The organism is Citrobacter sp. CK181 (assembly GCF_030333595.1).
GTDB classification, from domain to species: Bacteria; Pseudomonadota; Gammaproteobacteria; order Enterobacterales; family Enterobacteriaceae; genus Citrobacter_B; species Citrobacter_B koseri.
In genome coordinates, this window is the sequence record NZ_JAOWFN010000011.1 from 1 (window position 1) to 22,701 (window position 22,701).

19 protein-coding genes and 3 tRNA genes are annotated in these 22,701 nt (G+C 53.3%); 13 read left to right on the forward strand and 9 right to left on the reverse strand.

Annotated features, from left to right (window positions below):
- Nucleotides 1-76 (reverse strand) — tRNA-Val (locus OGW17_RS04230).
- A 259-nt stretch (nucleotides 77-335) separates the two neighbouring features.
- Here OGW17_RS04230 and gltX point away from each other — a divergent pair.
- Nucleotides 336-1,751 (forward strand): glutamate--tRNA ligase, encoded by a 1,416-nt coding sequence (gene gltX, locus OGW17_RS04235; RefSeq protein ID WP_071260149.1) that lies wholly within the window; start codon nucleotides 336-338, stop codon nucleotides 1,749-1,751.
- Between the two features lie 76 nt (nucleotides 1,752-1,827).
- Here the strand turns inward: gltX and OGW17_RS04240 are convergent, their stop codons facing one another.
- Together OGW17_RS04240 and OGW17_RS04245 are read right to left on the reverse strand one after the other, a co-directional pair.
- Nucleotides 1,828-2,217 (reverse strand): MerR family transcriptional regulator, encoded by a 390-nt coding sequence (locus OGW17_RS04240; RefSeq protein WP_012131383.1) that lies wholly within the window; start codon nucleotides 2,215-2,217, stop codon nucleotides 1,828-1,830.
- A 1-nt stretch (nucleotide 2,218) separates the two neighbouring features.
- Complete coding sequence (locus tag OGW17_RS04245; RefSeq protein WP_012131384.1) at nucleotides 2,219-2,581, reverse strand: YfeC-like transcriptional regulator; 363 nt, start codon at nucleotides 2,579-2,581, stop codon at nucleotides 2,219-2,221.
- Nucleotides 2,582-2,802: 221 nt separating this feature from the next.
- On the opposite strand from OGW17_RS04245, the gene OGW17_RS04250 reads away from it, so the two are divergent.
- The 3 genes from OGW17_RS04250 to OGW17_RS04260 all read left to right on the forward strand — a co-directional run bounded on the left by OGW17_RS04250 (nucleotide 2,803) and on the right by OGW17_RS04260 (nucleotide 5,402).
- A tRNA-Ala gene (locus OGW17_RS04250) sits at nucleotides 2,803-2,878 on the forward strand.
- Between the two features lie 39 nt (nucleotides 2,879-2,917).
- Nucleotides 2,918-2,993 (forward strand) — tRNA-Ala (locus OGW17_RS04255).
- 210 nt (nucleotides 2,994-3,203) lie between these two features.
- Nucleotides 3,204-5,402 carry a bifunctional diguanylate cyclase/phosphodiesterase gene (locus tag OGW17_RS04260; RefSeq protein WP_071260152.1) on the forward strand — a complete coding sequence of 733 codons (2,199 nt, stop codon included), beginning with the start codon at nucleotides 3,204-3,206 and terminating at the stop codon, nucleotides 5,400-5,402.
- 80 nt (nucleotides 5,403-5,482) lie between these two features.
- Here OGW17_RS04260 and nupC read toward each other — a convergent pair whose 3' ends face one another.
- Nucleotides 5,483-6,670, reverse strand: a complete 1,188-nt coding sequence (gene nupC / locus OGW17_RS04265) for a nucleoside permease NupC (RefSeq protein ID WP_012131386.1) — start codon at nucleotides 6,668-6,670, stop codon at nucleotides 5,483-5,485.
- Nucleotides 6,671-6,945: 275 nt separating this feature from the next.
- Between nupC and OGW17_RS21630 the strand changes: the two genes are divergently transcribed.
- The 3 genes from OGW17_RS21630 to OGW17_RS04275 all read left to right on the forward strand — a co-directional run bounded on the left by OGW17_RS21630 (nucleotide 6,946) and on the right by OGW17_RS04275 (nucleotide 9,889).
- Complete coding sequence (locus OGW17_RS21630; protein ID WP_418222348.1) at nucleotides 6,946-7,035, forward strand: hypothetical protein; 90 nt, start codon at nucleotides 6,946-6,948, stop codon at nucleotides 7,033-7,035.
- Entirely contained in the window at nucleotides 7,016-8,254 is a 1,239-nt protein-coding gene (locus OGW17_RS04270) for an Nramp family divalent metal transporter (protein ID WP_071260155.1), read from the forward strand. The genes OGW17_RS21630 and OGW17_RS04270 overlap by 20 nt, the downstream gene beginning before the upstream one ends.
- Nucleotides 8,255-8,341: 87 nt before the next feature.
- Nucleotides 8,342-9,889: a BglG family transcription antiterminator gene (locus OGW17_RS04275; RefSeq protein WP_071260158.1), complete on the forward strand. Its 1,548-nt coding sequence runs from the start codon at nucleotides 8,342-8,344 to the stop codon at nucleotides 9,887-9,889.
- 57 nt (nucleotides 9,890-9,946) lie between these two features.
- On the opposite strand, the gene OGW17_RS04280 is transcribed toward OGW17_RS04275, so the two are convergent.
- The 4 genes from OGW17_RS04280 to mgrA all read right to left on the reverse strand — a co-directional run bounded on the left by OGW17_RS04280 (nucleotide 9,947) and on the right by mgrA (nucleotide 14,461).
- A complete protein-coding gene (locus OGW17_RS04280) occupies nucleotides 9,947-11,299 on the reverse strand; it encodes a class-II fumarase/aspartase family protein (protein WP_071260161.1) in 1,353 nt (450 codons plus the stop codon).
- Between the two features lie 16 nt (nucleotides 11,300-11,315).
- Nucleotides 11,316-12,875 carry a PTS transporter subunit EIIC gene (locus OGW17_RS04285; protein ID WP_071260164.1) on the reverse strand — a complete coding sequence of 520 codons (1,560 nt, stop codon included), beginning with the start codon at nucleotides 12,873-12,875 and terminating at the stop codon, nucleotides 11,316-11,318.
- A gap of 142 nt (nucleotides 12,876-13,017) precedes the next feature.
- On the reverse strand, nucleotides 13,018-13,338 hold the full coding sequence (ypeC, locus tag OGW17_RS04290) for a DUF2502 domain-containing protein YpeC (RefSeq protein WP_024130138.1): 321 nt from the start codon (nucleotides 13,336-13,338) through the stop codon (nucleotides 13,018-13,020).
- 124 nt (nucleotides 13,339-13,462) lie between these two features.
- On the reverse strand, nucleotides 13,463-14,461 hold the full coding sequence (mgrA, locus tag OGW17_RS04295; protein WP_071260166.1) for an L-glyceraldehyde 3-phosphate reductase: 999 nt from the start codon (nucleotides 14,459-14,461) through the stop codon (nucleotides 13,463-13,465).
- Nucleotides 14,462-14,643: 182 nt separating this feature from the next.
- On the opposite strand from mgrA, the gene OGW17_RS04300 reads away from it, so the two are divergent.
- Entirely contained in the window at nucleotides 14,644-16,299 is a 1,656-nt protein-coding gene (locus tag OGW17_RS04300; protein ID WP_071260169.1) for an alpha-keto acid decarboxylase family protein, read from the forward strand.
- Nucleotides 16,300-16,312: 13 nt separating this feature from the next.
- On the opposite strand, the gene OGW17_RS04305 is transcribed toward OGW17_RS04300, so the two are convergent.
- Nucleotides 16,313-17,548: an ion channel protein gene (locus tag OGW17_RS04305; RefSeq protein WP_071260172.1), complete on the reverse strand. Its 1,236-nt coding sequence runs from the start codon at nucleotides 17,546-17,548 to the stop codon at nucleotides 16,313-16,315.
- A gap of 204 nt (nucleotides 17,549-17,752) precedes the next feature.
- On the opposite strand from OGW17_RS04305, the gene glk reads away from it, so the two are divergent.
- The 5 genes from glk to ypdE all read left to right on the forward strand — a co-directional run bounded on the left by glk (nucleotide 17,753) and on the right by ypdE (nucleotide 22,693).
- Nucleotides 17,753-18,718 (forward strand): glucokinase, encoded by a 966-nt coding sequence (glk, locus tag OGW17_RS04310; protein ID WP_049011635.1) that lies wholly within the window; start codon nucleotides 17,753-17,755, stop codon nucleotides 18,716-18,718.
- A gap of 241 nt (nucleotides 18,719-18,959) precedes the next feature.
- Nucleotides 18,960-19,286, forward strand: a complete 327-nt coding sequence (locus tag OGW17_RS04315) for a PTS fructose transporter subunit IIB (RefSeq protein WP_047462211.1) — start codon at nucleotides 18,960-18,962, stop codon at nucleotides 19,284-19,286.
- 20 nt (nucleotides 19,287-19,306) lie between these two features.
- Nucleotides 19,307-20,554, forward strand: coding sequence for a PTS fructose transporter subunit IIC (locus OGW17_RS04320; RefSeq protein ID WP_047462213.1), 1,248 nt, complete (start codon nucleotides 19,307-19,309; stop codon nucleotides 20,552-20,554).
- Nucleotides 20,555-20,570: 16 nt separating this feature from the next.
- Nucleotides 20,571-21,656 (forward strand): aminopeptidase, encoded by a 1,086-nt coding sequence (gene ypdF / locus OGW17_RS04325; protein ID WP_071260175.1) that lies wholly within the window; start codon nucleotides 20,571-20,573, stop codon nucleotides 21,654-21,656.
- Complete coding sequence (ypdE, locus tag OGW17_RS04330; RefSeq protein ID WP_071260178.1) at nucleotides 21,656-22,693, forward strand: aminopeptidase; 1,038 nt, start codon at nucleotides 21,656-21,658, stop codon at nucleotides 22,691-22,693. Before ypdF ends, ypdE begins: the two co-directional genes overlap by 1 nt.
- Nucleotides 22,694-22,701: the final 8 nt, after the last annotated feature.

The window sequence follows — 22,701 nt, forward strand, 5'->3', positions numbered from 1 at the left end:
TGGTGGGTGATGACGGGATCGAACCGCCGACCCCCTCCTTGTAAGGGAGGTGCTCTCCCAGCTGAGCTAATCACCCCCGCTGTGTGGAGTCGCATTATAGGGAGAGTTGAAAATGAGTCAACGCATTTTCTAAAGAAATTGTCCGTTCGTCGTAAATTTAAACAAAACGATCGCGAATTACTCCGTTCAGCATGATTTGTATACGAAAATCGCAAAGCGTGATGTTCCAACCCGAACAACATTGAGGAATCAGACCACGGTGATAGAATACCAGCCTGATAATCTTTCCCGGATTTGCCGGTTGTCGGCATCTTTAATAAACGTAAGGCCATTTCATGAAAATCAAAACTCGCTTCGCGCCAAGCCCGACAGGCTATCTGCACGTCGGCGGCGCGCGTACTGCTCTTTACTCCTGGCTTTTTGCACGTAACCACGGCGGTGAGTTTGTGCTGCGTATTGAAGACACCGATCTCGAACGCTCCACGCCGGAAGCTATTGAAGCCATTATGGATGGTATGAACTGGCTGAGCCTGGAATGGGATGAAGGCCCGTATTTCCAGACCAAACGTTTTGATCGTTACAACGCGGTGATTGATGAGATGCTGGAAGCGGGTACGGCATATAAATGCTACTGCTCCAAAGAGCGTCTGGAAGCGCTGCGCGAAGAACAAATGGCGAAAGGCGAGAAGCCGCGTTACGACGGCCGCTGCCGTCATGGTCACGAACATCATTCTGACGATGAGCCTTGCGTTGTGCGTTTTGCCAACCCGCAGGACGGCTCCGTTATTTTTGACGACCAGATCCGTGGGCCGATCGAATTCAGCAACCAGGAGCTGGACGATCTGATCATTCGTCGTACCGACGGTTCCCCGACCTATAACTTCTGCGTGGTTGTGGATGACTGGGATATGGAAATCACCCATGTGATTCGTGGCGAAGACCATATCAACAACACGCCGCGCCAGATTAACATCCTGAAAGCGCTGAACGCGCCGGTTCCGGTGTACGCACACGTTTCCATGATCAACGGCGACGACGGAAAAAAACTGTCCAAGCGTCATGGCGCGGTCAGCGTGATGCAGTATCGTGACGACGGCTACCTGCCGGAAGCGCTGCTGAACTACCTGGTGCGTCTGGGCTGGTCCAGCGGCGATCAGGAGATCTTCACCCGTGAAGAGATGATCAAGCTGTTCTCGTTGAATGCCGTGAGCAAATCCGCCAGTGCGTTCAACACTGACAAACTGCTGTGGCTGAACCATCACTACATCAATTCTCTGGCGCCGGAATATGTGGCAACGCACCTGCAATGGCACATTGAGCAGGAGAATATCGATACCCGTAACGGCCCGCAACTGGCTGAACTGGTGAAACTGCTGGGCGAACGCTGCAAAACACTGAAAGAGATGGCGCAAAGCTGCCGCTATTTCTATGAGGACTTTGCTGAGTTCGACGCGGATGCGGCGAAAAAACACCTGCGCCCGGTCGCGCGTCAGCCGATGGAAGTGGTGCGTGATAAGCTGGCGGCCATCACAGAGTGGAGCGCAGAAAACGTACACCATGCAATTCAGGCGACAGCCGATGAGCTGGAAGTGGGGATGGGGAAAGTCGGTATGCCGCTGCGCGTTGCCGTCACTGGCGCAGGCCAGTCTCCGGCGCTGGACGTCACGGTGCATGCGATTGGTAAATCCCGCAGCATTGAGCGCATCAATAAAGCGCTGGCTTTTATCGCGGAACGTGAAAATCAGCAGTAAGGTGTATTAACCGTAGGCCGGATGGGGGTTGCGCCGCCATCCGGCCTGTTGCCCGATGGCGCTGCGCTTATTGGGTCTACGATTCATCAAGGCCCAAACGGGCGAGAAAACCGCGTATGCCTTCTCGCGACAGAAACTGCGCCAGCTTTTCCTGCTCTTTGGACGACATGTTTTCCACGGCATCAATAATCTGGCGATAGGCGTGGCTGCGCACAACGTGGCTGTATTCGGCAAGCGGCTCCTCCGCCTGATAAAACGCAGAATGGTTGCGGAAGGCAGGGATGTTAAGAATAAATTCCTGTACGCGAGCATCAATGTGAATGAGCCTTGCCCGACCGCCTTTTACGCCCGGAAACTTTTCAGTTTCCCATCCTTGTTCTCTGATCCACCGATTAACGGTTTGTCTGGCGACGCCAAGGCACTCCGCCAGCTCTTCGGTCGTCATTTTGCTGCGTAATTTTTTCATATTATTTGCTATCGCGAATCCCTAAGCGTTGTAACAAACCGGTAATCCCTTCACGCAAAAGCAAAGACGTAAAGTGTTTCTGTTCAGATGGCGTCATCTCTTTGGCCAGCGTGACCAGCAGCGATTCAAGAGAGGTATCGCTGGTTAACGAAAAGGATTCCGATGCTCCCTCCGCAGAACGCTCGGCGCTGCGGATATATTCGCGAACCTGCTCATTAACGTGTACCAGCCGGGCTTTTCCTCCCTGTACGCCTGGTTTGGGCGACGTCGTCCAGCCTTCCTTGCGTACCCATTTATTGATGGTTTGTCGGCTGTAACCGGTCAGATTAGCGAGTTCTTCTGGCGTCATCCGTTCCTTGAACATAACGATTCCCTGAATAGTCGTATGGTTAATTAGCGGTTCACTTTATAGCATCATTTTAGTTGAAACCGTGACGCGTTTAACTACTAAATGCGAGTTGTTACGCAATGTTCTTCATTTGCCTGCTTTTTCAGCGATTGAATTTGCCGGTGGCATTTTGCCGTTGACACATGCGAAGGGAATTCATATGATGCCGCCCGTCAACTCGACAAGCTTTACGTGACGGGGCTATAGCTCAGCTGGGAGAGCGCTTGCATGGCATGCAAGAGGTCAGCGGTTCGATCCCGCTTAGCTCCACCAAATTTGAATCCCAACAAATCTGGTACGTAAAAGCATCGTGGGGCTATAGCTCAGCTGGGAGAGCGCTTGCATGGCATGCAAGAGGTCAGCGGTTCGATCCCGCTTAGCTCCACCAAAATTTGAACCCTCGCTGAAAAGCGGGGGTTTTTTGTATCTGCGTTCCCGCCATTTTTGTAATACAGTTTCAGTAAGCGTCAATACCTTTGTATCAAATGAAAGAACGTGTAAGAGCGCCTGATATCAGGCCTGTGCAGGTTTGCTTCGCGTCACGAATAAACTTATTATTTGTGTGCCTTATAGCGTGACTGATGAGAACAGGGAATCTATGCAGGATAAGCATAACTTACTAAAAAATATAAGAATATTTATCTTTTCTTTGACGCTATCCATTGTCGGTATACAGTTCTCCCGCTCTATTTCTCCGCTCGCCGTTGTCGATGACAGCTCTATTTTCCTGGCCTGGCTGCCGCTATGCGTCATGTTTTCCGTGCTGTTCTTATTTGGCCGACGCGGTATTGTCCCTATCATTTTAGCGATGATGGCGACCAATCACTGGAACCTTCATCTCCCGTTAATGCAGGCAGCGGTGCTGTTATTTTGTCAGACCTTTTCCGTATTGGGCATTTGCGGGATTGTCCGCTGGCAAGTGGGGGCGCGCTGGCGTCATGGATTGCCTGACAGGAATATCTGGTTGCGTATCTTCTGGCTCGGGTTTGTCGCGCCGGCGGGCATCAAAGCCAGCATGTATCTCGCGGGGCATTGTCTGGACTACCCTGTTGCGATATCAACATTCTTTGGTACGGCAACCATTATTTATACTATCGTGGATATTCTGAGCCTGATTTCAGCGGTCCTGATTTTCACGATGCTCTTTTATTATCCTCTGCGGATGATAATCAACCCGCGCTATTGCCGCATTTTCTGGCGCAGGGACATTGCGCCGTATCTGGTCAAAGAGAAGCGTCTGTTTACCCTGACCTGGATCTCCGTCGTTGTGGCGCTGATCGTTCTGATGTGCGCGCCTTTTGATGCCGACTATATTGCCGGTTATCTGGTGCCCGTCTTTTTTATTGTTTTTACGCTCGGCGTGGGCAAGCTGAGTTATCCGCTGCTGAACCTCAGCTGGGCCATCTCTGCGCTGTGCCTGCTGGTGTATAACCGGAATTTCTTGCAGGGCGTCGGCTCCGAATATTCACTGGCCTTTATCCTCTCTGTTCTCATCTCCTTTAGCATTTGTTTGCTGTATATGGTGTGTATTTATCAACGCAGCGAATGGTTGAACCGACAGTGGCATGATCAGGCATTAACCGACCCGTTGACGCGTCTTCCTAACATTCGCGCGCTGGAGCAATTTTTGTTGCAGGGAACAGGACAAACGGTTTGCTGCCTGCGGATGGAAAACCTGGAATTTTTGAGTCGACATTACGGCATGCTGATGCGCGTTCATTGCAAACGCTCGGTGTGTCGAATGCTGCAACCGTTCCTGCAAGAAAACGAGAGCGCATTTCAGGTGCCAGGCAGCGAATTGTTGTTAGTGCTTCGCGGCCCTGAGACGGAAGCCCGCCTGCAACATATGGTTAATCTCCTCAATAGCCGCAAAATTTACTGGAACAATACCGGGCTGGACATGGAATACGGCGCCGCGTGGGGCGCTTACGACGGCAGACAGGAGACGCTACAACCCCTGCTGGGGCAACTTAGCTGGCTGTCGGAGCAATCCTGCGCGAACCACCGGGTTATGGCGCTGACCCAAAGTCTTGAGGTGGTCTCCGATCAGACGACGGAACGGGTATTACTGCTGCAAAAGGTTCGCAAAGCGCTGGAGAACGGCGATCTGGTTTTGTACGCGCAACCGATTCTCAACGCGCAGGGGAAGGGGTATGCGGAGGTTCTGGCGCGACTGAAAAGTGATGACGGCATCATGACGCCGGATCAGTTTATTCCACTGATTGCCCAATTTAACCTCAGCGCCCGCTTTGATTTACAGGTTGTGGAGGCCCTGCTGCGATGGATAGCTACCCACCCGACGACAGCGCCGGGCGCCCGTTTCTCGGTCAATTTAATGCCGTTGACGTTACTGAATAAAGAGAGCGCATCACGCATTATCGGCCTGTTCAGGCGTTATGGTATTACGCCAGAAAGCGTGATCATCGAAATCACCGAAGAGCAGGCGTTTTCCAATTCTGAAATCAGCACGCAGAATATTGCGCAACTGCGGAATTTCGGTTTCAGGATAGCCATTGATGATTTTGGTACGGGATACGCGAACTATGAACGTCTTAAACGCCTGCGGGCAGACATCATCAAGATTGATGGTTGCTTCATAAAAGATATTATGACGGACTCTCTGGATGCGATGATCGTGAAATCAATTACCGATCTCGCGAAAGCGAAATCCTTATGCGTGGTTGCCGAATTTGTCGAGACGCCGGAGCAGCGGGAATTACTCTTAAGCCTGGGCGTGAACTATCTGCAAGGTTATCTGATTGGGCGACCGCGCCCGCTGGAAGCGCCACAGCTATAAAAAAACCGGGGAACATGTCCCCGGTTGCGCGTCGTAAGGCCAGATGAAGGCGTTTGCGCCGCCGCCTGGCGATACCGTAATTACAGAACCAGCGCTGCGATAGACGCAGACAGTACGCTCACCAGCGTTGAGCCGTACACCAGTTTCAGACCAAAACGTGAAACCACGTTGCCTTGCTCTTCGTTCAGACCTTTAATCGCGCCGGCGATAATCCCGATGGAAGAGAAGTTAGCGAAGGAGACCAGGAATACAGAGATGATGCCTTCCGCGCGCGGAGAGAGCGTAGAGGCGATTTTCTGTAGATCCATCATGGCGACGAATTCGTTAGATACCAGTTTGGTCGCCATGATACTGCCTACCTGAAGCGCTTCATTCGCCGGAACCCCCATGACCCAGGCCACCGGGTAGAAGATGTAACCCAGAATGCCCTGGAAGGAGATGCCCAGAACGGCCGCGAACAGGGCGTTCAGCGCCGCGATCAGGGCGATAAAGCCAATCAGCATCGCCGCAACGATAATCGCGACCTTAAAGCCCGCCAGAATGTATTCGCCCAGCATTTCGAAGAAGCTCTGACCTTCGTGCAGGTTAGACATCTGAATATTTTCTTCGCTGGCTTCGACGCGATACGGGTTGATCACTGACAGAACGATAAAGGTGCTGAACATGTTCAGAACCAGCGCCGCAACGACATATTTCGGCTCCAGCATGGTCATGTACGCGCCCACGATAGACATGGATACGGTAGACATTGCCGTTGCCGCCATCGTGTACATACGATTGCGGGACATTTTGCCGAGGATATCTTTATACGCGATAAAGTTCTCAGACTGGCCCAGAATCAGGGAGCTGACGGCGTTAAATGATTCCAGTTTACCCATCCCGTTGACTTTGGATAAGAGGAAACCAATCGCGCGAATCACAACCGGCAGAACGCGGATGTGCTGAAGAATACCGATCAGCGCGGAAATAAAGACGATGGGGCAAAGGACTTTCAGGAAGAAGAAGGCCAGGCCCTGATCGTTCATGCTGCCGAAAACGAAGTTGGTCCCTTCGTTGGCAAAACCGAGCAGTTTTTCAAACATCTCGGAGAAACCTTTCACGAAGCCCAGGCCAACGTTTGAGTTCAGGAAGAACCAGGCCAGTAAAACTTCGATAACAAGCAGCTGAATGACGTAACGAATGCGAATTTTTTTACGGTCATGGCTTACCAGCAGTGCGAGTACCGCAACAACAGCGAGGGCCAGGACAAAATGAAGGACGCGGTCCATATTTGCTCCAAATATGAGGCAGGTTTAATTTCCGTGCACATTCTATGCAACAACAATAAAGAAAACGAGATCAAACACACACTATAATAAGGAGCTGTGATGAGATTCAAAATTAGTGATCTGGAATACGTTTCTGTTATGTTTAGTATGGAAGTGAAAAGTTATGTCATTGTGCTAATCTCATACAATTAACAAACAACCTGGTTTTGTTTTTCGACCCTCCCTTGCTGGCCCATAGCCTGGCGCTATCAGAGATATCAACGTTACCCATTAAAATGCACTTGATAATCATTCTCAATAAACATAGCATAAAACATAGCAAAGGCTATGTTTCTGAGGCAAAAGATGACAAACGATCGCGTTGAAAGCAGTAGTGGACGAGCGGCGCGCAAGTTAAGGCTCGCATTGATGGGCCCGGCGTTCATCGCCGCGATCGGATACATCGATCCCGGTAACTTTGCGACCAATATCCAGGCCGGGGCCAGCTTTGGCTATAAATTGCTGTGGGTGGTTGTCTGGGCGAACCTGATGGCGATGCTCATCCAGGTTCTGTCGGCCAAACTGGGGATTGCGACAAGCAAAAACCTGGCGGAGCAAATTCGCGATCATTACCCGCGCCCTGTCGTCTGGTTCTATTGGGTTCAGGCGGAAATCATCGCGATGGCCACCGACTTAGCGGAATTTATCGGGGCGGCGATCGGCTTTAAACTCATTCTCGGCATCTCCCTGTTGCAGGGGGCGGTGCTGACAGGTATCGCCACATTCCTGATTCTGATGTTGCAGCGTCGTGGGCAAAAACCGCTGGAAAAAGTGATTGGCGGATTACTGCTGTTTGTGGCCGCAGCCTATATTGTGGAACTGATTTTTTCGCAGCCAAGCCTGGCGCAGCTGAGCAAAGGGATGATCATCCCCAGCCTGCCGAACTCTGAGGCGGTATTTCTGGCTGCCGGGGTGCTGGGCGCGACCATCATGCCCCACGTTATCTATCTGCACTCTTCTTTAACGCAGCATCTGCACGGCGGCTCCCGGCAGCAGCGCTATGCCGCCACCAAATGGGATGTGGCGATAGCGATGACGATTGCAGGGTTCGTGAACCTGGCGATGATGGCGACCGCTGCCGCCGCGTTCCATTTTAGCGGGCATACCGGTATTGCCGATCTTGATCAGGCGTATCTGACGCTGGAACCGCTGCTTAGCCATGCTGCGGCGACGGTGTTCGGCCTGAGCCTGGTTGCGGCGGGGCTCTCTTCCACCGTGGTCGGTACGCTGGCGGGGCAGGTTGTGATGCAGGGATTTGTTCGCTTTCATATTCCGCTGTGGGTACGCCGCACCGTCACGATGATGCCGTCGTTTATCGTTATTCTTATGGGGCTCGATCCAACCCGAATCCTGGTGATGAGCCAGGTCCTGCTGAGTTTCGGCATTGCGCTGGCGCTGGTGCCGTTATTGATTTTTACCAGCGATCGCACATTGATGGGCGATCTGGTGAATACCCAATGGGTCAAGTACATCGGCTGGATGATTGTGGTGCTGGTGGTGGCGCTGAATATCTGGTTGCTGGTAGGAACCGCGCTGGGGTTGTGATTTGAAGACCGTGACTCGTAGCAGGTCACGGTTTTATCTCATGTTTTCCGCTATCCTGAATCTTGCATGATTAACAGGCAAGCGTTCATGAATTATTTTGATCTCTCTTTCTTAAAATATTTGCAGGATAACAATTCGCTCCCTGTCGAGGAGGCGGTTCGTCGCTTTGGCAAAACGCTCTCAACGCTAAAACGAACAATGAAAGAGTTGAATGAACTCTTGCCGGAAAACGTGCATCTCTACCAGGACAATCAATTTATTACCATCCGAATTGGCTACAGCGAATACCGGCAATTTTTGCAGCGCGTGCAGTTTAACCGCTATATCACTACGGCGGAGGAGCGAGTGAAAGATCTCTTCGTGGCGCTCTGTCTGCATGATGTCGTGAATAAAAATGAGTACTACAAAAAATTCTATGTCAGCGCGGGCACGGTAAAAAATGATAACCCTGTGATGATGCAGTTGATACAGGGCCACGATCTGGTATTACAGAGTATTCCACGTAAAGGCTCCCGGCTTACAGGTGATGAATTTCAACTGCGGGTCGCGGTGTGTATGTCCATTCTGAAAACCGTTGAGATCGGGGCAGATCACCTGTTGATTGCTCATCAGGCTAATGAACCGATCAACCGCTCCATCGCTGAACAATTTCTCCGCGAGTGTTCCCCGGAGATTAAACAGGCGGCAGCATATTATGAGAACGTCATCAGCCCCGTGATTACCCTGGGATATAACGGCAGAAAATACTTATTAGTGTATCTGAGCCTCGCATTACACCGTATCAGGCGAGGGCATTGGATCAAAGAGAGTACCGCAGCTCAATTTTTGACGACGTTTTCGTATGATGTGTTACCCGATGCGCATGAAAATGCATGCCTGAATCTGTTGATTGCCTCGCTGACGTTTACCCATCGTCCTTTCACGTTATACGACGCCCGGCTTGTCTTATACGTCAAACGTACCTGCTGCGATTTAGAAGGGTATCCTGGCATCACTATCCACAATAAAGACGCCTGGTTCACGGAGATTTATAACTTCATTTACGCGGCTATCATCCAGAATAAATTCCATCTCTGGTTTGATGATAAAAAACTGCATGATGTCCGGCGGCGTTACCCGGAATGGTGGGCGTATGTTCAGCACGCAGTGAAAGAGATCGAAGATAACTGGCAAACGTCTTTTTCAGCCATTCACCTGGCGACGCTGGTGCTGATCATCAAAAAATACGAACTCAAAAACCGGGTGGTGAGCGATCCGAAAAAGCGGGTCATCATTGTGACTAACTCATCGGAAAGTAAGGTAGGGTATTTTAAAGAGGTGCTTTTCTCCCGCTTTCATATTGATATTCCGGCATGCATCAATATCAATGAGATCGCTCAGCTACAGCATCTGGATTTCGATTTGCTGATCACCTTTACCAATAAAATATCAAGTCACCTCAGGTATGCCGGGCTGAACTATGTCAAAGTGAATTTCTGGCTGACGCAAGAGGACTTCCGACTGTTACGCGAACACGGACTGGCCTCTACGCGCAAAAAAATACCTGCTGATACTTTTGTTCAGCAGGTACAGGGGTTGAGCCCGGAGGCATTAAAAGCGTTCCTCAACGCGCATTATGGCGATGTTTTTATCTAGCTGGCGCCTTGCCCCGTCCGGCGTGATGATGCGCCGCTTGCCTGAAAGAACAGGGCGTCAGCGGTTATTTTTCTCCCATACGCGTACAGCCGTTTCCTGGGCGATTTTCGCGCACAGGCCGATATAGTGAGCAGGGTCAAGTAGCGAATCAATTTCCGCATCGCTAAAATGCTGGCGAATGAGCGGATCTTCACGCAGAACATTGGCATAAGGAATCCCCTCGTGGGTGCTGCGCATTGCAAGATGGTACACACGCTCATGAGCGGCATCTTTGCCCAGCCTTTCCACCAGTTGCATCATGATTTTTTCACTGTTAATGAGGCCATGAGTTAACTGGACGTTCTGTCGCATACGGTCAGTGTTGATAACCAGCGTGCGGGTCAACTCTTCCGCGCGCATCACAATTTCCGCCATTAACTCCATGCTCTCCTGAATGTTGGCATCGAAGATAAAATAGGCCGAGCTGTCAGCCTCGAAAGGACGAGGGCTGACGTACAGGCAGGACGTCATAACGGAATACAATTTCTGCGCGTTGGCGATAATCCCCTTCGCCAGTTTAGGATTGACCTTTTGCGGCATCGTACTGCTACCAACGGTTCCTTTCGTGAACGCTTCGGAAACCTCGGCAAACTCTTCGCCTGAAGTCTGATACACCTCTTCTGCAATTTTATGCAGCGTTGTGGCAAGCAGGCACAGGTTGCTGATGTATTCCGTACGATAGACGCGGGAGTGGCGGGAGGGAATGGGCATTGAGTGCATCCCCAGTTTTTGCGCTACGCTTGCCTGCACCAGTCGCCCCGTTTCGCCGGTGGCGTGAAATGCGCCCACCGCGCCGCCCATCATCACGGTAAAGACACGCTTTTCTGCTTCCTGCATTCGCTGCTGAGCGCTTAATAACTCATCAATCCACACGGCGGCTTTGTAGCCCCAGGTGATCGGCAACGCATGTTTCCCGTGGGTACGTCCGGCCATAATCGTGGACTGGTGGTCAGACGCCATCCTCGCCAGATTGCGTAAAATATCGCTTACGAATCCTTGCATCAGCGCGTCAAATTGCTTTGCCAGATATAGCTGGGCGGTTTGTTGGATATTTTGGGTGGTTACGCCGTAGTGAACATATTTCCCGCTTTCGCTGTCGCAGGCTTTGACCAGCACTTTGATCACCGGGACAAAACCGTGGCCGATTTCGCGCAGCAGACGCTCCATTTCCGCCAGATCGATTTTGTCGATATGGCAACTGGCGGCGATATTGGTCGCGGCGCTGGCGGGGATTATCCCGTGCTCGGCTTGCGCTTGCGCCAGAGCAGCTTCCACATCCAGCCATGACTGGACTCGCGCCTGCTGGCTAAGCAGGGCTTTCATACCACGATCGTCGATCGTTTTGCTTTTTGAATCATACAGTGCGCGCATTACTGTCTCCTTGATCTTATTTCGTACCGACAAGGCGGTCGTCTACCGCGTTGCGGACAAATTCTACATGCGGGCCAAACACGACATGGACATGATTGCTGGAGGGAATAAACGTTCCCAGCGAGCCGGATTCTTTCAGTACGGCCATATCCACCTTTTTCTGATCTTTTAAATCGATGCGCAGACGCGACACGCAGTTCTCGACGCGCTTAATATTCTCTGTCCCGCCCAGTCCCTGGATAACCAGTTCGGCGACTTTGTCGTACTCTTTATTGTTTAATAAGGTGCTGTCTGCAATTTCGCTCTCGCGTCCTGGCGTTTTAATATCAAATTTTCCTATAGCGAAGCGGAAGACAAAATAGAAGACGACAAAGTTAATGGCCCCAAGAAGAATCAGATTGACCCAGTGGGTATGTTCATACATCAGGCCAAAAATACCGAAATCGAAGATCGTGCCGCGAATGTAGCCGATGGATACTTCCAGTATTTGCAGCGGAATAGTCAGCAATCCGCAAAGTACCGCATAGATAATAAATAGCTTCGGTGCGATAAACAGGAATGAAAACTCCAGCGGCTCGGTAATATTTCCCAGCATGGCGGTTAATACGACAGTCAGAATCATCCCTTTAGCGAATTTCTTGTTCTTGAAATAAGCCATGTGATACATCGCCAGGCCAATTGCCGGGACGCGGAACAGCGTCGTCAGCATTTGGGATGAGGCAAGATAGCTGGTGAGCGTCGGCATATACTCTTTCCACGCCGGGTGGGACGGGCCAAGCTCAAAAAGGATTTTATTGATGGCCGGTAAAATACCGACGTAGGTTTGACCGTCAATGAGGTACGTGCCGCCCGCTGCGGTGAATCGCACAGTGGAACTGAGCACATGGTGCAGACCGAATGGGATGAGCAGGCGGTTGAGCGTCATATAAATCCCGGCGCCAATGTTGGGGGCCATCATAATTGTTGAGATGGCGCGCATGCCTGCGGTAAAAAGATCCCAGATAAAAGGAATGATCAGCCCAACGGGAATAGAAAATGCGATAGCTAAAATCGCGACGGATTTTTTACCGCTAAAAAAGGCGAAGGCTAACGGTAGTTGTAACCGGTAGAACCGGTCGGTAGTTTTAGCTGCCAACAACCCGGCGATAATACCGCCAAGCGCTTCGATTTTCAGGGTCTGAATGCCTAATACCATTCCCTGTCCCACAAGCGCCAGGTTTTCTTTGGCTAGCGTCCCGGCTAATTGTAGATGCACATGCATAGCGATAAGCAGCGTTAAATAGGCGACGACGGAAGCAAATACCGCAATTCCTTTTTCTTTTTTGGACATGCCGTAAGCCACGCCCATCGCAAACAACAGAGGAATATTATTAAATACGACGCTACTGATTAATCCGAGAGAAGATAATACAGCTTTAAAAATTTCATTACCCAGAAAGGGAAGTTTATCAATCATATAGCTCTGGCCTAACGCAGAGCTAATTCCCATGACCATCCCAACAGGCGCCAGCACGGCAATCGGCAATAATAACGATCGGCCGAATGTCTGAATTTCATTCTTAAAATTAGCATTCATAAGTTAATCCTGACGTGAATTCTCTTGAGGATAAGATACGGTCAGAAGATTTTTGCTCAAGGGCAAATGGTGGAGAATAAAAAGCGCAGGATTTGACCATAAAGATGTAAGCATAAAAAAAGGAGCCCGCAGGCTCCTTTTTTTAATGACGGTGTCCGTGACCCCGGCCAGGGTGGTGGTCGCGATCGCGCCAGCCTTCGCGGTAGCCGCGTTCATAGGCTTTGCGCTTATCCCAGCCGCGATGATAGCCATTATCGTGTCGCCACCAGCGATTTTTACGCCATTCATAATGGTGGTGCCAGTAATCCCGGTCGCGCCAGTATCTGCCGTCCCAGTAGTTACCGTAATTATCGCGATCGCCAATTTGTAATTTTATCGATGGCAACAGGGTGATTTCGCCAGCGTTCGCGGCAAGCGGTGTAAAAGCCAATAAGGCTGCCGCCAGAATCAGTGACCTGAACATTCTTTTTCTCCTTCACGATCGAGCCGTAATCGGCCTGTTAACGCAATATTACGGGGCGGTAAAGCCCCGTTTCATCGCCTTAACTCTTAAATCATGAGTGAGAGCACTTTTTGCTAAAAAGTGATTATTGGCTGCCGTTCAGGATTGCGTTGATTTCTGCGCATTCGGCGGGAGAAAAATGACGATTCGCCAGCATCCCCACGGCATCTTCAATTTGCGCGGTCTTGCTGGCGCCAATCAGCACTGACGTCACTTTGTCGTCGCGCAGCACCCAGGCCAGCGCCATCTGGGACAGTTTTTGCCCCCGACGTCCGGCCAGCACATTTAACTGGCGCACTTTTTCCAGTTTCTCCGGGGTAATCTGATCCGGGTTAAGGAAGCGGCTTCCGCTGGCGGCCCGGGAATCAGCCGGAATGCCGTTGAGATAACGATCGGTTAATTGCCCGCCCGCCAGCGGTGAAAAGGCGATACTGCCAACGCCTTTCTCCTGCAATAATGCCAGCAAGCCGTCTTCGACCCAGCGCTCGAACATCGAGTATTTGGGCTGGTGAATCAGGCACGGCGTGCCCAGGTCGTCCAGGATCTCAATGGCCTGTCTGGCCAGATCCGCCGGATAGTTGGAAATCCCGACGTACAGCGCTTTTCCCTGACGAACAATATGATCCAGCGCTTTCATCGTCTCTTTGAGCGGCGTTTCCGGGTCAGGGCGGTGGTGATAGAAGATATCGACATATTCCTGCCCCAGACGTTTCAGGCTTTGATCGAGGCTGGCTATCAAATACTTGCGCGAACCCCAGTCACCGTAAGGGCCATCCCACATGGTATAACCTGCTTTAGTGGAAATGATCAGTTCATCGCGCCACGGTAAAAAATCTTCCTGTAGGATACGGCCAAAATGGCGCTCTGCTGAGCCTGGCGGCGGGCCGTAATTATTCGCGAGATCAAAATGGGTAATTCCCAGATCAAAAGCACGCTGTAGCAGCGCCCGGCTGTTCTCTACCTGAGTGGTATCACCGAAATTGTGCCATAGCCCAAGTGAAATGGCGGGGAGCTTTAAACCGCTCTGACCGCAGCGGCGATACTCCATTGTCTGGTAGCGATTTTCATCGGCCCGATAAACCATGTTGTTGCCCTCTGAATGACGTGAGTTTTCAGTGTATACGTTTACACGGATTGTTATTCAATGAGATTACACCGTGAAAAACTGTAAATCCTGCTTTCCACCCCTTTTGCAGCGGCTTTTCTGGACAGCTATCACAGTTCTTTAATACTCAACATGAGGTTACCGTCAGAAGGATAGCTGTCATGCAAACCCCATACTCCGTTGCGGATTACCTGCTGGACAGACTGGCAGGCTGCGGTATCGGGCATCTTTTTGGTGTGCCGGGCGATTATAATTTGCAGTTTCTTGACCATGTGATTGCGCATCGTGACGTATGCTGGGTAGGGTGCGCGAATGAGCTGAATGCCGCCTATGCGGCTGATGGCTACGCCCGATTAGCCGGGGCAGGGGCGTTGTTGACCACTTTCGGCGTAGGGGAGTTAAGCGCGCTTAATGGCCTGGCGGGAAGCTACGCAGAGTACGTTCCCGTGCTGCATATTGTCGGCGCGCCATGCAGCGGCGCACAGCGGCGGGGCGAACTGATGCATCACACCCTCGGCGATGGCGACTTTCAGCATTTTTACCGTATAAGCCAGGCTGTAACGGCCGCCAGCGCCGTGTTGAATGAACAGAACGCCTGTTATGAAATCGACCGCGTATTACGCGAAATGCTGACGATGCGCAGACCCGGCTATCTGATGTTACCGGCGGATGTGGCAAAACGATCTGCTGTCCCTCCTGTAAACGTTCTCACACCTGACCGTGCCGAAGGGGAAAATGACACGGTGGCGGCGTTTCGCTATCGCGCGCGCCAGCGGCTGATGAACAGCCCGCGCGTGGCGCTGCTGGCAGACTTTCTCGCCCTGCGTTTCGGCTTGCAGCCAGTTTTACAACGCTGGATGGCGGAAACGCCAATAGCGCACGCGACGCTGCTCATGGGCAAAGGGCTGTTTGATGAGCAGCACCCGAATTTTGTCGGTACATACAGCGCCGGAGCCAGCAGTGAATCGGTGCGTCAGGCGATTGAAGAGGCGGATACCGTTATCTGCGTTGGCACCCGGTTTGTCGATACGCTGACGGCGGGCTTCACACAGAAACTGCCGCAGGAACGCACGATTGAAATCCAGCCGCATGCTTCGCGCGTCGGGAATAGCTGGTTCAGCGGTCTGTCGATGGAGCAGGCGGTCACTACGTTGCGCGAGTTATGTCTGGAACTTTCATTTTCGCCTCCTCCGACCCCGGCGCATGCGCCCGGCGGCCATATTGAGAAGGGGGCGCTGACGCAAGAAAACTTCTGGCATACGGTACAGGCGTACCTGCTGCCGGACGATATTATCCTTGCCGATCAGGGAACCGCCGCGTTTGGCGCGGCGGATCTTTCACTGCCTGCTGGCGCGGATGTGCTGGTGCAACCGCTTTGGGGATCAATCGGCTATGCTTTGCCCGCCGCCTTTGGCGCGCAAACCGCCTGCCCGGAACGGCGAGTGATTCTGATTACCGGAGACGGCGCGGCGCAGCTGACGATTCAGGAACTGGGGTCGATGATGCGGGATGGACAGTCGCCGGTCATTCTGCTGCTCAATAACGATGGCTATACTGTGGAGCGCGCCATTCATGGGGCGAACCAGCGTTATAACGACATTGCCGGATGGAACTGGACGCAGGTTCCGCAGGCGCTCAGTGCGAACTGTCAGGCGGAGTGCTGGCGGGTAACGCAGGCTATCCAGCTGGAGGAAGTGCTGGCGCGCCTGAAATCCCCGCAGCGGCTTTCGCTGATTGAGGTCGTGCTGCCGAAAGCCGATTTGCCGGAATTGCTGCGTACCGTCACCCGCGCGCTGGAATCGCGCAACGGGGAGTAAACGCGATGGCCGGTTATCTGTCGTGGCGGTTGACGGCCATCATTGGCTTGCCTGCCAGCAGGAGCCAGGCGGGAAGCATAACGATGCACAACAGCGGAAGCAGGGTGGTGTCCGGTACGACGACTGCGGCCATAAACAGACTCAGCCAGCCGTCACGGGTTACGACCAGCATCAGCCCCAGAATCGCGCATGAGACGGTAATTGCCGCCGGAACCGCTTCAACATGCGCGTGCAGCATCAGACCCAGCGCCACGCCGACAAAGACCGCCGGGAAGATACGCCCGCCCCGGAAACCGCAGGCGGCGGCGATAACCAGCGCGCCCAGCTTAACGATCGCCAGCATAAAGTAGTCCGTGGCGCCCAGCGTCTGGCTGAACGCCAGCTGCTGCATCTCGTCCAGCCCTTTAAAGAGGGTCAGCGGCCCGCCCAATACGCCCAGAATCCCCAGCATAAAACCGCCGATACCGAGGATAAGTACCGGATTTTTCAGACGATGCACCAACGTATGCAGACGTGGTAAACACCATACCGCCACCATACCCGCCGCAATCGCAATGGCTGCCACCACCGCGCCGCTGAAAATATCGCTCAGCCGCATTTGCGTGTAGTGCGCAATCGGCAAGGAGAAGTGCGGATGGAAGAACAGGCTGGTGGTTAACGATCCCGCGGCTGCCGCCATCAGCGGAGCGAACAGACGATCCCACAAGGGCGTATCGTCAGAGCTGTTCAGGGTTTGCGAGAAAATCAGCGCGGCGGCGACAGGGGTGCCGAACAGCGCGCCGATAGTGCCTGCGGAAGCCAGGATCGTCCAGTCCAGCGCCCCTATGCGTGGGAAAAGGCGCGCACCGATAGCGACGGCCAGCGCGATATTCACCGCCATAATGGGATGCTCCGGCCCCAGGCTTACTCCGCCAGCCAGGCCGAGAATAAGCGCGATCAGCAGGCCCGGAAGCGCGACAGGGCTCATCGGCGCGCCGATCAGCGGTTCGGTCGCCGGGTCCGGGCCTGCATGCCCAGGGCTGTAGCGGATGACAAGCCCGACCATGATCCCGGTAAACGTGAGCATGCCGATAATCCAGACGGGGGAATTATGGGCAATGCCTAAGCCGATGGGGATTTGCTCCCACAGCAGGCGCTGTAAAACGGAGGCGACTTTCATCACGGCGATCAATACCAGACTGGAGGCAATGCCAATAATGAGTGCGGGAAGCGATAATAACAGCATCGTTCTGGCTCGCGGATGGAGCATGATCTATTCCTTAATACTGAGTCATATGCTTAGTTTGCACAGCCTGCCCGACGGCATCGCTGCAAATGGTGCTGAAACGATAAAGTAATTATGTGATGCAGATCGATATTTTTGGGGAGCTCGCCTTTCGACCGTTGTTGTTATGCCCCCATGAATTTACAGTGTGGCAAAGATTTATTCTGACTTTAGCGGAGCAGTAGAAGAATGACAAAATATGCTTTAGTAGGTGATGTAGGCGGCACCAACGCGCGTCTTGCTCTGTGCGATATGACCAGCGGGGAGATTTCGCAGGCGAAAACCTATTCCGGGCTGGACTATCCGAGCCTCGAAGCCGTGGTGCGCGTGTATCTGGACGAGCATAGCGCCAGGGTGGAAGACGGCTGTATCGCTATCGCCTGCCCGATCACCGGTGACTGGGTGGCGATGACCAACCACACCTGGGCATTTTCTATTGCGGAGATGAAAAAGAATCTTGGCTTTAGCCATCTGGAAATCATCAACGATTTTACCGCCGTGTCGATGGCGATCCCGATGCTGCGCAAAGAGCATCTGATCCAGTTCGGCGGCGCGGAACCGGTTGCCGGCAAACCGATTGCCGTTTACGGCGCCGGAACCGGATTAGGGGTGGCGCACCTGGTTCATGTCGATAAACGCTGGATCAGCCTGCCGGGCGAGGGCGGTCACGTTGACTTCGCGCCGAACAGCGAAGAGGAAGGCATTATTCTCGAAGAACTGCGTGCGGAAATTGGTCACGTCTCCGCCGAGCGCGTGTTGTCGGGGCCAGGGCTGGTGAATCTGTATCGCGCTATCGTCAAATCTGATGGCCGTCTGCCGGAAAATCTGCAACCGAAAGATATTACCGAACGCGCGCTGGCGGATACCTGCATTGACTCTCGTCGTGCGCTGTCGCTGTTTTGCGTCATTATGGGCCGTTTTGGCGGTAATCTGGCGTTGACGCTGGGCACGTTTGGCGGCGTCTACATTGCGGGCGGCATCGTGCCGCGCTTCCTGGAGTTCTTTAAAGCCTCTGGCTTTCGTGGCGGGTTTGAAGACAAAGGCCGTTTCAAAGCCTACGTTCAGGATATTCCGGTTTACCTGATTGTGCATGATAATCCCGGTCTGCTCGGCTCCGGCGCGCATCTGCGCCAGACGTTAGGGCAAATTCTGTAATTGAAGATCGGCAGGCCTGATATGCGTTAGCGCCATCAGGCAAGACTGTCATGCCTGCATTATCCGGCCTTAAACCGCGTCATTGACGCGGTTTTTTTGTGCCCGTCGCCGACCTTTCCGACGCCCGTCACATTTCTGTTTAACGGGATTATTTGTCCAGTAAAAGCATTGTTTGTCTGATAACAATGCACAGGCTCTCACCGCCATAATTTCCCTCGTTAACTATCTGGAGGAGTCTGTTATGGCGAAAAAACTCATTGCTGTTTGCGCATGCCCGATGGGGCTGGCCCACACATTTATGGCGGCTCAGGCGCTGGAAGAGGCGGCGGTTGAAGCGGGATACGAGGTGAAAATTGAAACCCAGGGGGCGGATGGCATCCAGAATCGCCTGACGGCGCAGGATATCGCTGAGGCGACGCTAATCATCCATTCCGTTGCCGTTACCCCCGAAGACAATGAACGGTTTGAGTCGCGCGATGTGTATGAAATTACGCTCCAGGACGCGATAAAAAACGCCGCCGGTATCATTAAAGAAATCGAAGAGATGATTGCGGCAGAGCAACAATAATTTTCGACAGGGATACACATATGGCCATTAAAAAACGCAGTGCAACCGTTGTGCCTGGCGCATCCGGTGCGGCAGCGGCAATAAAAACCCCTCCGGCCTCCCGTAACAGCTTCTGGGGCGAACTTCCGCAGCACGTCATGTCGGGTATTTCGCGCATGGTGCCCACGTTAATCATGGGTGGGGTGATTCTCGCTTTCAGCCAGCTGATTGCCTATAGCTGGCTGAAAATTCCCGCAGATACCGGCATTATGGATGCGCTGAATAGCGGAAAATTCGACGGTTTTAACCTCTCATTACTGAAATTCGCCTGGCTATCGCAATCCTTTGGCGGCGTGTTGTTTGGCTTTGCGATTCCAATGTTCGCGGCGTTTGTCGCTAACTCTATCGGCGGTAAGCTGGCCTTTCCCGCAGGATTCATCGGCGGCTTAATGTCCACCCAGCCAACCCAGATACTGAATTTTGACCCGGCCAGCCTGCAATGGGTAACGACCGCGCCCGTACCGTCAACGTTCATCGGGGCGCTGATTATCTCGATTGTCGCGGGCTATCTGGTGAAGTGGATGAATCAAAAAATCCAGTTGCCTGATTTCTTACTGGCCTTCAAAACCACCTTTTTGCTGCCCATTTTGTCCGCCATTTTTGTGATGCTGGCGATGTACTACGTGATCACGCCGTTTGGCGGATGGATCAACGGCGGTATCCGCACGCTACTGACGGCGGCGGGTGAAAAAGGAACGCTGATGTATGCGATGGGGATCTCGGCGGCAACGGCAATCGACCTCGGCGGCCCGATTAACAAGGCCGCAGGATTTGTCGCTTTTAGTTTCACTACCGATCACGTTTTACCCGTCACCGCGCGTTCTATCGCGATTGTGATCCCGCCGATTGGTCTGGGGCTGGCAACGATTCTCGATCGTCGTTTAACCGGTAAACGCCTGTTTAACGCGCAACTGTATCCGCAAGGCAAAACCGCGATGTTCCTGGCGTTTATGGGGATCAGCGAGGGGGCGATTCCTTTCGCGCTGGAAAGCCCGATCACGGCAATCCCTTCGTATATGGTGGGCGCGATTGTCGGCTCGACAACCGCCGTCTGGCTGGGCGCCGTGCAGTGGTTCCCTGAGTCTGCGATTTGGGCATGGCCGCTGGTGAGCAATCTTGGCGTCTATATGGCGGGGATCGTGTTAGGGGCGGTGATCACGGCGCTGATGGTCGTTTTCCTGCGTCACATGATGTATCGCAGAGGCAAACTGCTGATTGAAAGCCTCTGAAAAAAGGAATGACATCATGACGTTACGTTCATCGCTTCGCCAGTGGCTGGTGGAACAACGCCTGGATGCGGTATTGATTTCATCCCGGCAGAACAAGCAACCGCATTTGGGGATTTCCAGCAGCGCCGGGTTTGTTTTTATCACGCATAAAAGCGCGCATCTGCTGGTGGATGGCCGCTATTACGCTGACGTTGAAGCGCGTGCGCATGGCGATCAACTGCATCTGTTGGCCGGGTCGCAGACGCTGACTTCCATTGTGAACCAGATAATCGACGACGAGCAATTGCAGGTCATTGGTTTTGAAGGCGCGCAGGTGAGTTGGGATTGCGCGCAACGCTGGCAGGAAAGGCTGCGGGCGAAGCTGGTGAGCGCGTCGCCGGACGCGCTGCGACAGATCAAAACGGCACAGGAAATAGCGTTGATACGCGAGGCCTGCCGGATTGCCGATTGCAGCGCGGAGCATATCCGCCGTTTTATTCGCCCCGGCCTTCGCGAACGAGAAATTGCCGCGGAGCTGGAGTGGTTTATGCGCCAGCAGGGGGCGGAAAAAGCCTCTTTTGACACCATCGTCGCCAGCGGCTGGCGTGGGGCGTTACCCCACGGTAAAGCCAGCGAAAAAATCGTCGCGGCGGGTGAATTTATTACCCTGGATTTTGGGGCGCAATATCAGGGGTATTGTTCGGATATGACGCGAACATTCCTCGTGAGCGGGCAGGATGCGCCCGTCGCATCTCATCCGCTGTTCGCCGTTTACCAGACGGTTCTTGAGGCGCAGCAGGCGGCGATTGCCGCCATTCGTCCGGGCGTGTGCTGCCAGGCGGTGGATGCTGCGGCTCGTCGGGTGATTGGGGCGGCTGGCTATGGCGATTATTTTGGCCACAACACCGGGCACGCTATCGGCATTGAGGTGCATGAAGCGCCGCGCTTTTCACCCACGGATACCACCCGACTTGCCGCAGGTATGTTGCTGACCGTAGAGCCGGGCATTTATCTGCCGGGGCAGGGCGGCGTGCGTATTGAAGATGTCGTACTGGTCACGGAAGACGGCGCGGAAGTGCTCTACACGATGCCGAAAACAGTATTGCTCACGGGAGAAGCATAATGGATTTATCGCTGTTAAAAGCCCTGAGCGAGGCGGATGCCATTGCCTCCTCAGAGCAGGAAGTGCGCCAGATCTTACTGGAGGAAGCGGATCGTCTGCACAAAGAGGTGCGCTTTGACGGGCTGGGATCGGTGCTGATCCGTCTTAATGAGTCCGATGGGCCGAAAGTGATGATCTGCGCGCACATGGATGAGGTGGGGTTTATTGTGCGCAGTATCTCGTCGGAAGGGGCGATCGATGTGTTGCCGGTCGGCAACGTGCGTATGGCGGCTCGTCAGCTCCAGCCCGTGCGTATTACCACGCGGGAAGACAGTAAAATTCCCGGTTTGCTGGATGGCGAGCGTAATGGAAATGAGGTTGGCGCCTTGCGGGTCGATATTGGCGCACGCTCATATGATGAGGTGATCCAGGCGGGCGTTCGACCAGGCGATCGCGTCACTTTTGATTCTGTGTTTCAGGTGCTGCCACACCAGCGGGTAATGGGGAAAGCGTTTGATGACCGACTGGGGTGCTACTTGTTGATCATGCTGCTGCGTGAATGGCATGACGCAGCGCTGCCCGCCGAGGTCTGGCTGGTAGCCAGCTCCAGCGAAGAGGTCGGGTTACGCGGCGGGCAAACGGCCGCTCGCGCGGTTGCTCCCGATATCGCTATCGTGCTGGACACCGCCTGCTGGGCGAAAAACTTTGATTATGGCGCGGCGAATCATCGGCAGATCGGTAAAGGGCCGATGCTGGTGCTTGCCGATAAGTCGCTTATCGCGCTGCCCAAACTGACCGCCTGGGTTGAAAGCGTCGCCAGCGACTCCGGTCTGCCGCTGCAACTGGATATGTTCAGTAATGGAGGGACGGATGGCGGAGCGGTGCATTTGACCGGGACGGGAACCCCGACGGTGGTTATTGGGCCCGCCACGCGTCACGGGCATTGCGCCGCGTCCATTGCGGATTGCCGCGACATTATCCACACGCAGCAACTTTTATCGGCACTTATTACCCGTCTTACGCGTGAGACCGTCGTTCATCTTACGGATTTCAGATGAGCGTCTTG

Excerpts from the sequence above, each read along its gene's own strand:
- OGW17_RS04305 (WP_071260172.1), bottom strand. The coding sequence starts at position 17,548 with ATGCTCCATCCGCGAGCCAGAACGATGCTGTTATTATCGCTTCCCGCA.
- ypdF (WP_071260175.1), top strand. The coding sequence starts at position 20,571 with ATGACGTTACGTTCATCGCTTCGCCAGTGGCTGGTGGAACAACGCCTG.
- OGW17_RS04270 (WP_071260155.1), top strand. The coding sequence starts at position 7,016 with ATGACAAACGATCGCGTTGAAAGCAGTAGTGGACGAGCGGCGCGCAAG.
- OGW17_RS04260 (WP_071260152.1), top strand. The coding sequence starts at position 3,204 with ATGCAGGATAAGCATAACTTACTAAAAAATATAAGAATATTTATCTTT.
- mgrA (WP_071260166.1), bottom strand. The coding sequence starts at position 14,461 with ATGGTTTATCGGGCCGATGAAAATCGCTACCAGACAATGGAGTATCGC.
- OGW17_RS04280 (WP_071260161.1), bottom strand. The coding sequence starts at position 11,299 with ATGCGCGCACTGTATGATTCAAAAAGCAAAACGATCGACGATCGTGGT.
- ypdE (WP_071260178.1), top strand. The coding sequence starts at position 21,656 with ATGGATTTATCGCTGTTAAAAGCCCTGAGCGAGGCGGATGCCATTGCC.
- OGW17_RS04320 (WP_047462213.1), top strand. The coding sequence starts at position 19,307 with ATGGCCATTAAAAAACGCAGTGCAACCGTTGTGCCTGGCGCATCCGGT.
- OGW17_RS04285 (WP_071260164.1), bottom strand. The coding sequence starts at position 12,875 with ATGAATGCTAATTTTAAGAATGAAATTCAGACATTCGGCCGATCGTTA.
- OGW17_RS04240 (WP_012131383.1), bottom strand. The coding sequence starts at position 2,217 with ATGAAAAAATTACGCAGCAAAATGACGACCGAAGAGCTGGCGGAGTGC.
- OGW17_RS04315 (WP_047462211.1), top strand. The coding sequence starts at position 18,960 with ATGGCGAAAAAACTCATTGCTGTTTGCGCATGCCCGATGGGGCTGGCC.
- ypeC (WP_024130138.1), bottom strand. The coding sequence starts at position 13,338 with ATGTTCAGGTCACTGATTCTGGCGGCAGCCTTATTGGCTTTTACACCG.
- OGW17_RS04275 (WP_071260158.1), top strand. The coding sequence starts at position 8,342 with ATGAATTATTTTGATCTCTCTTTCTTAAAATATTTGCAGGATAACAAT.
- OGW17_RS04245 (WP_012131384.1), bottom strand. The coding sequence starts at position 2,581 with ATGTTCAAGGAACGGATGACGCCAGAAGAACTCGCTAATCTGACCGGT.
- OGW17_RS21630 (WP_418222348.1), top strand. The coding sequence starts at position 6,946 with ATGCACTTGATAATCATTCTCAATAAACATAGCATAAAACATAGCAAA.
- nupC (WP_012131386.1), bottom strand. The coding sequence starts at position 6,670 with ATGGACCGCGTCCTTCATTTTGTCCTGGCCCTCGCTGTTGTTGCGGTA.
- gltX (WP_071260149.1), top strand. The coding sequence starts at position 336 with ATGAAAATCAAAACTCGCTTCGCGCCAAGCCCGACAGGCTATCTGCAC.
- OGW17_RS04300 (WP_071260169.1), top strand. The coding sequence starts at position 14,644 with ATGCAAACCCCATACTCCGTTGCGGATTACCTGCTGGACAGACTGGCA.
- glk (WP_049011635.1), top strand. The coding sequence starts at position 17,753 with ATGACAAAATATGCTTTAGTAGGTGATGTAGGCGGCACCAACGCGCGT.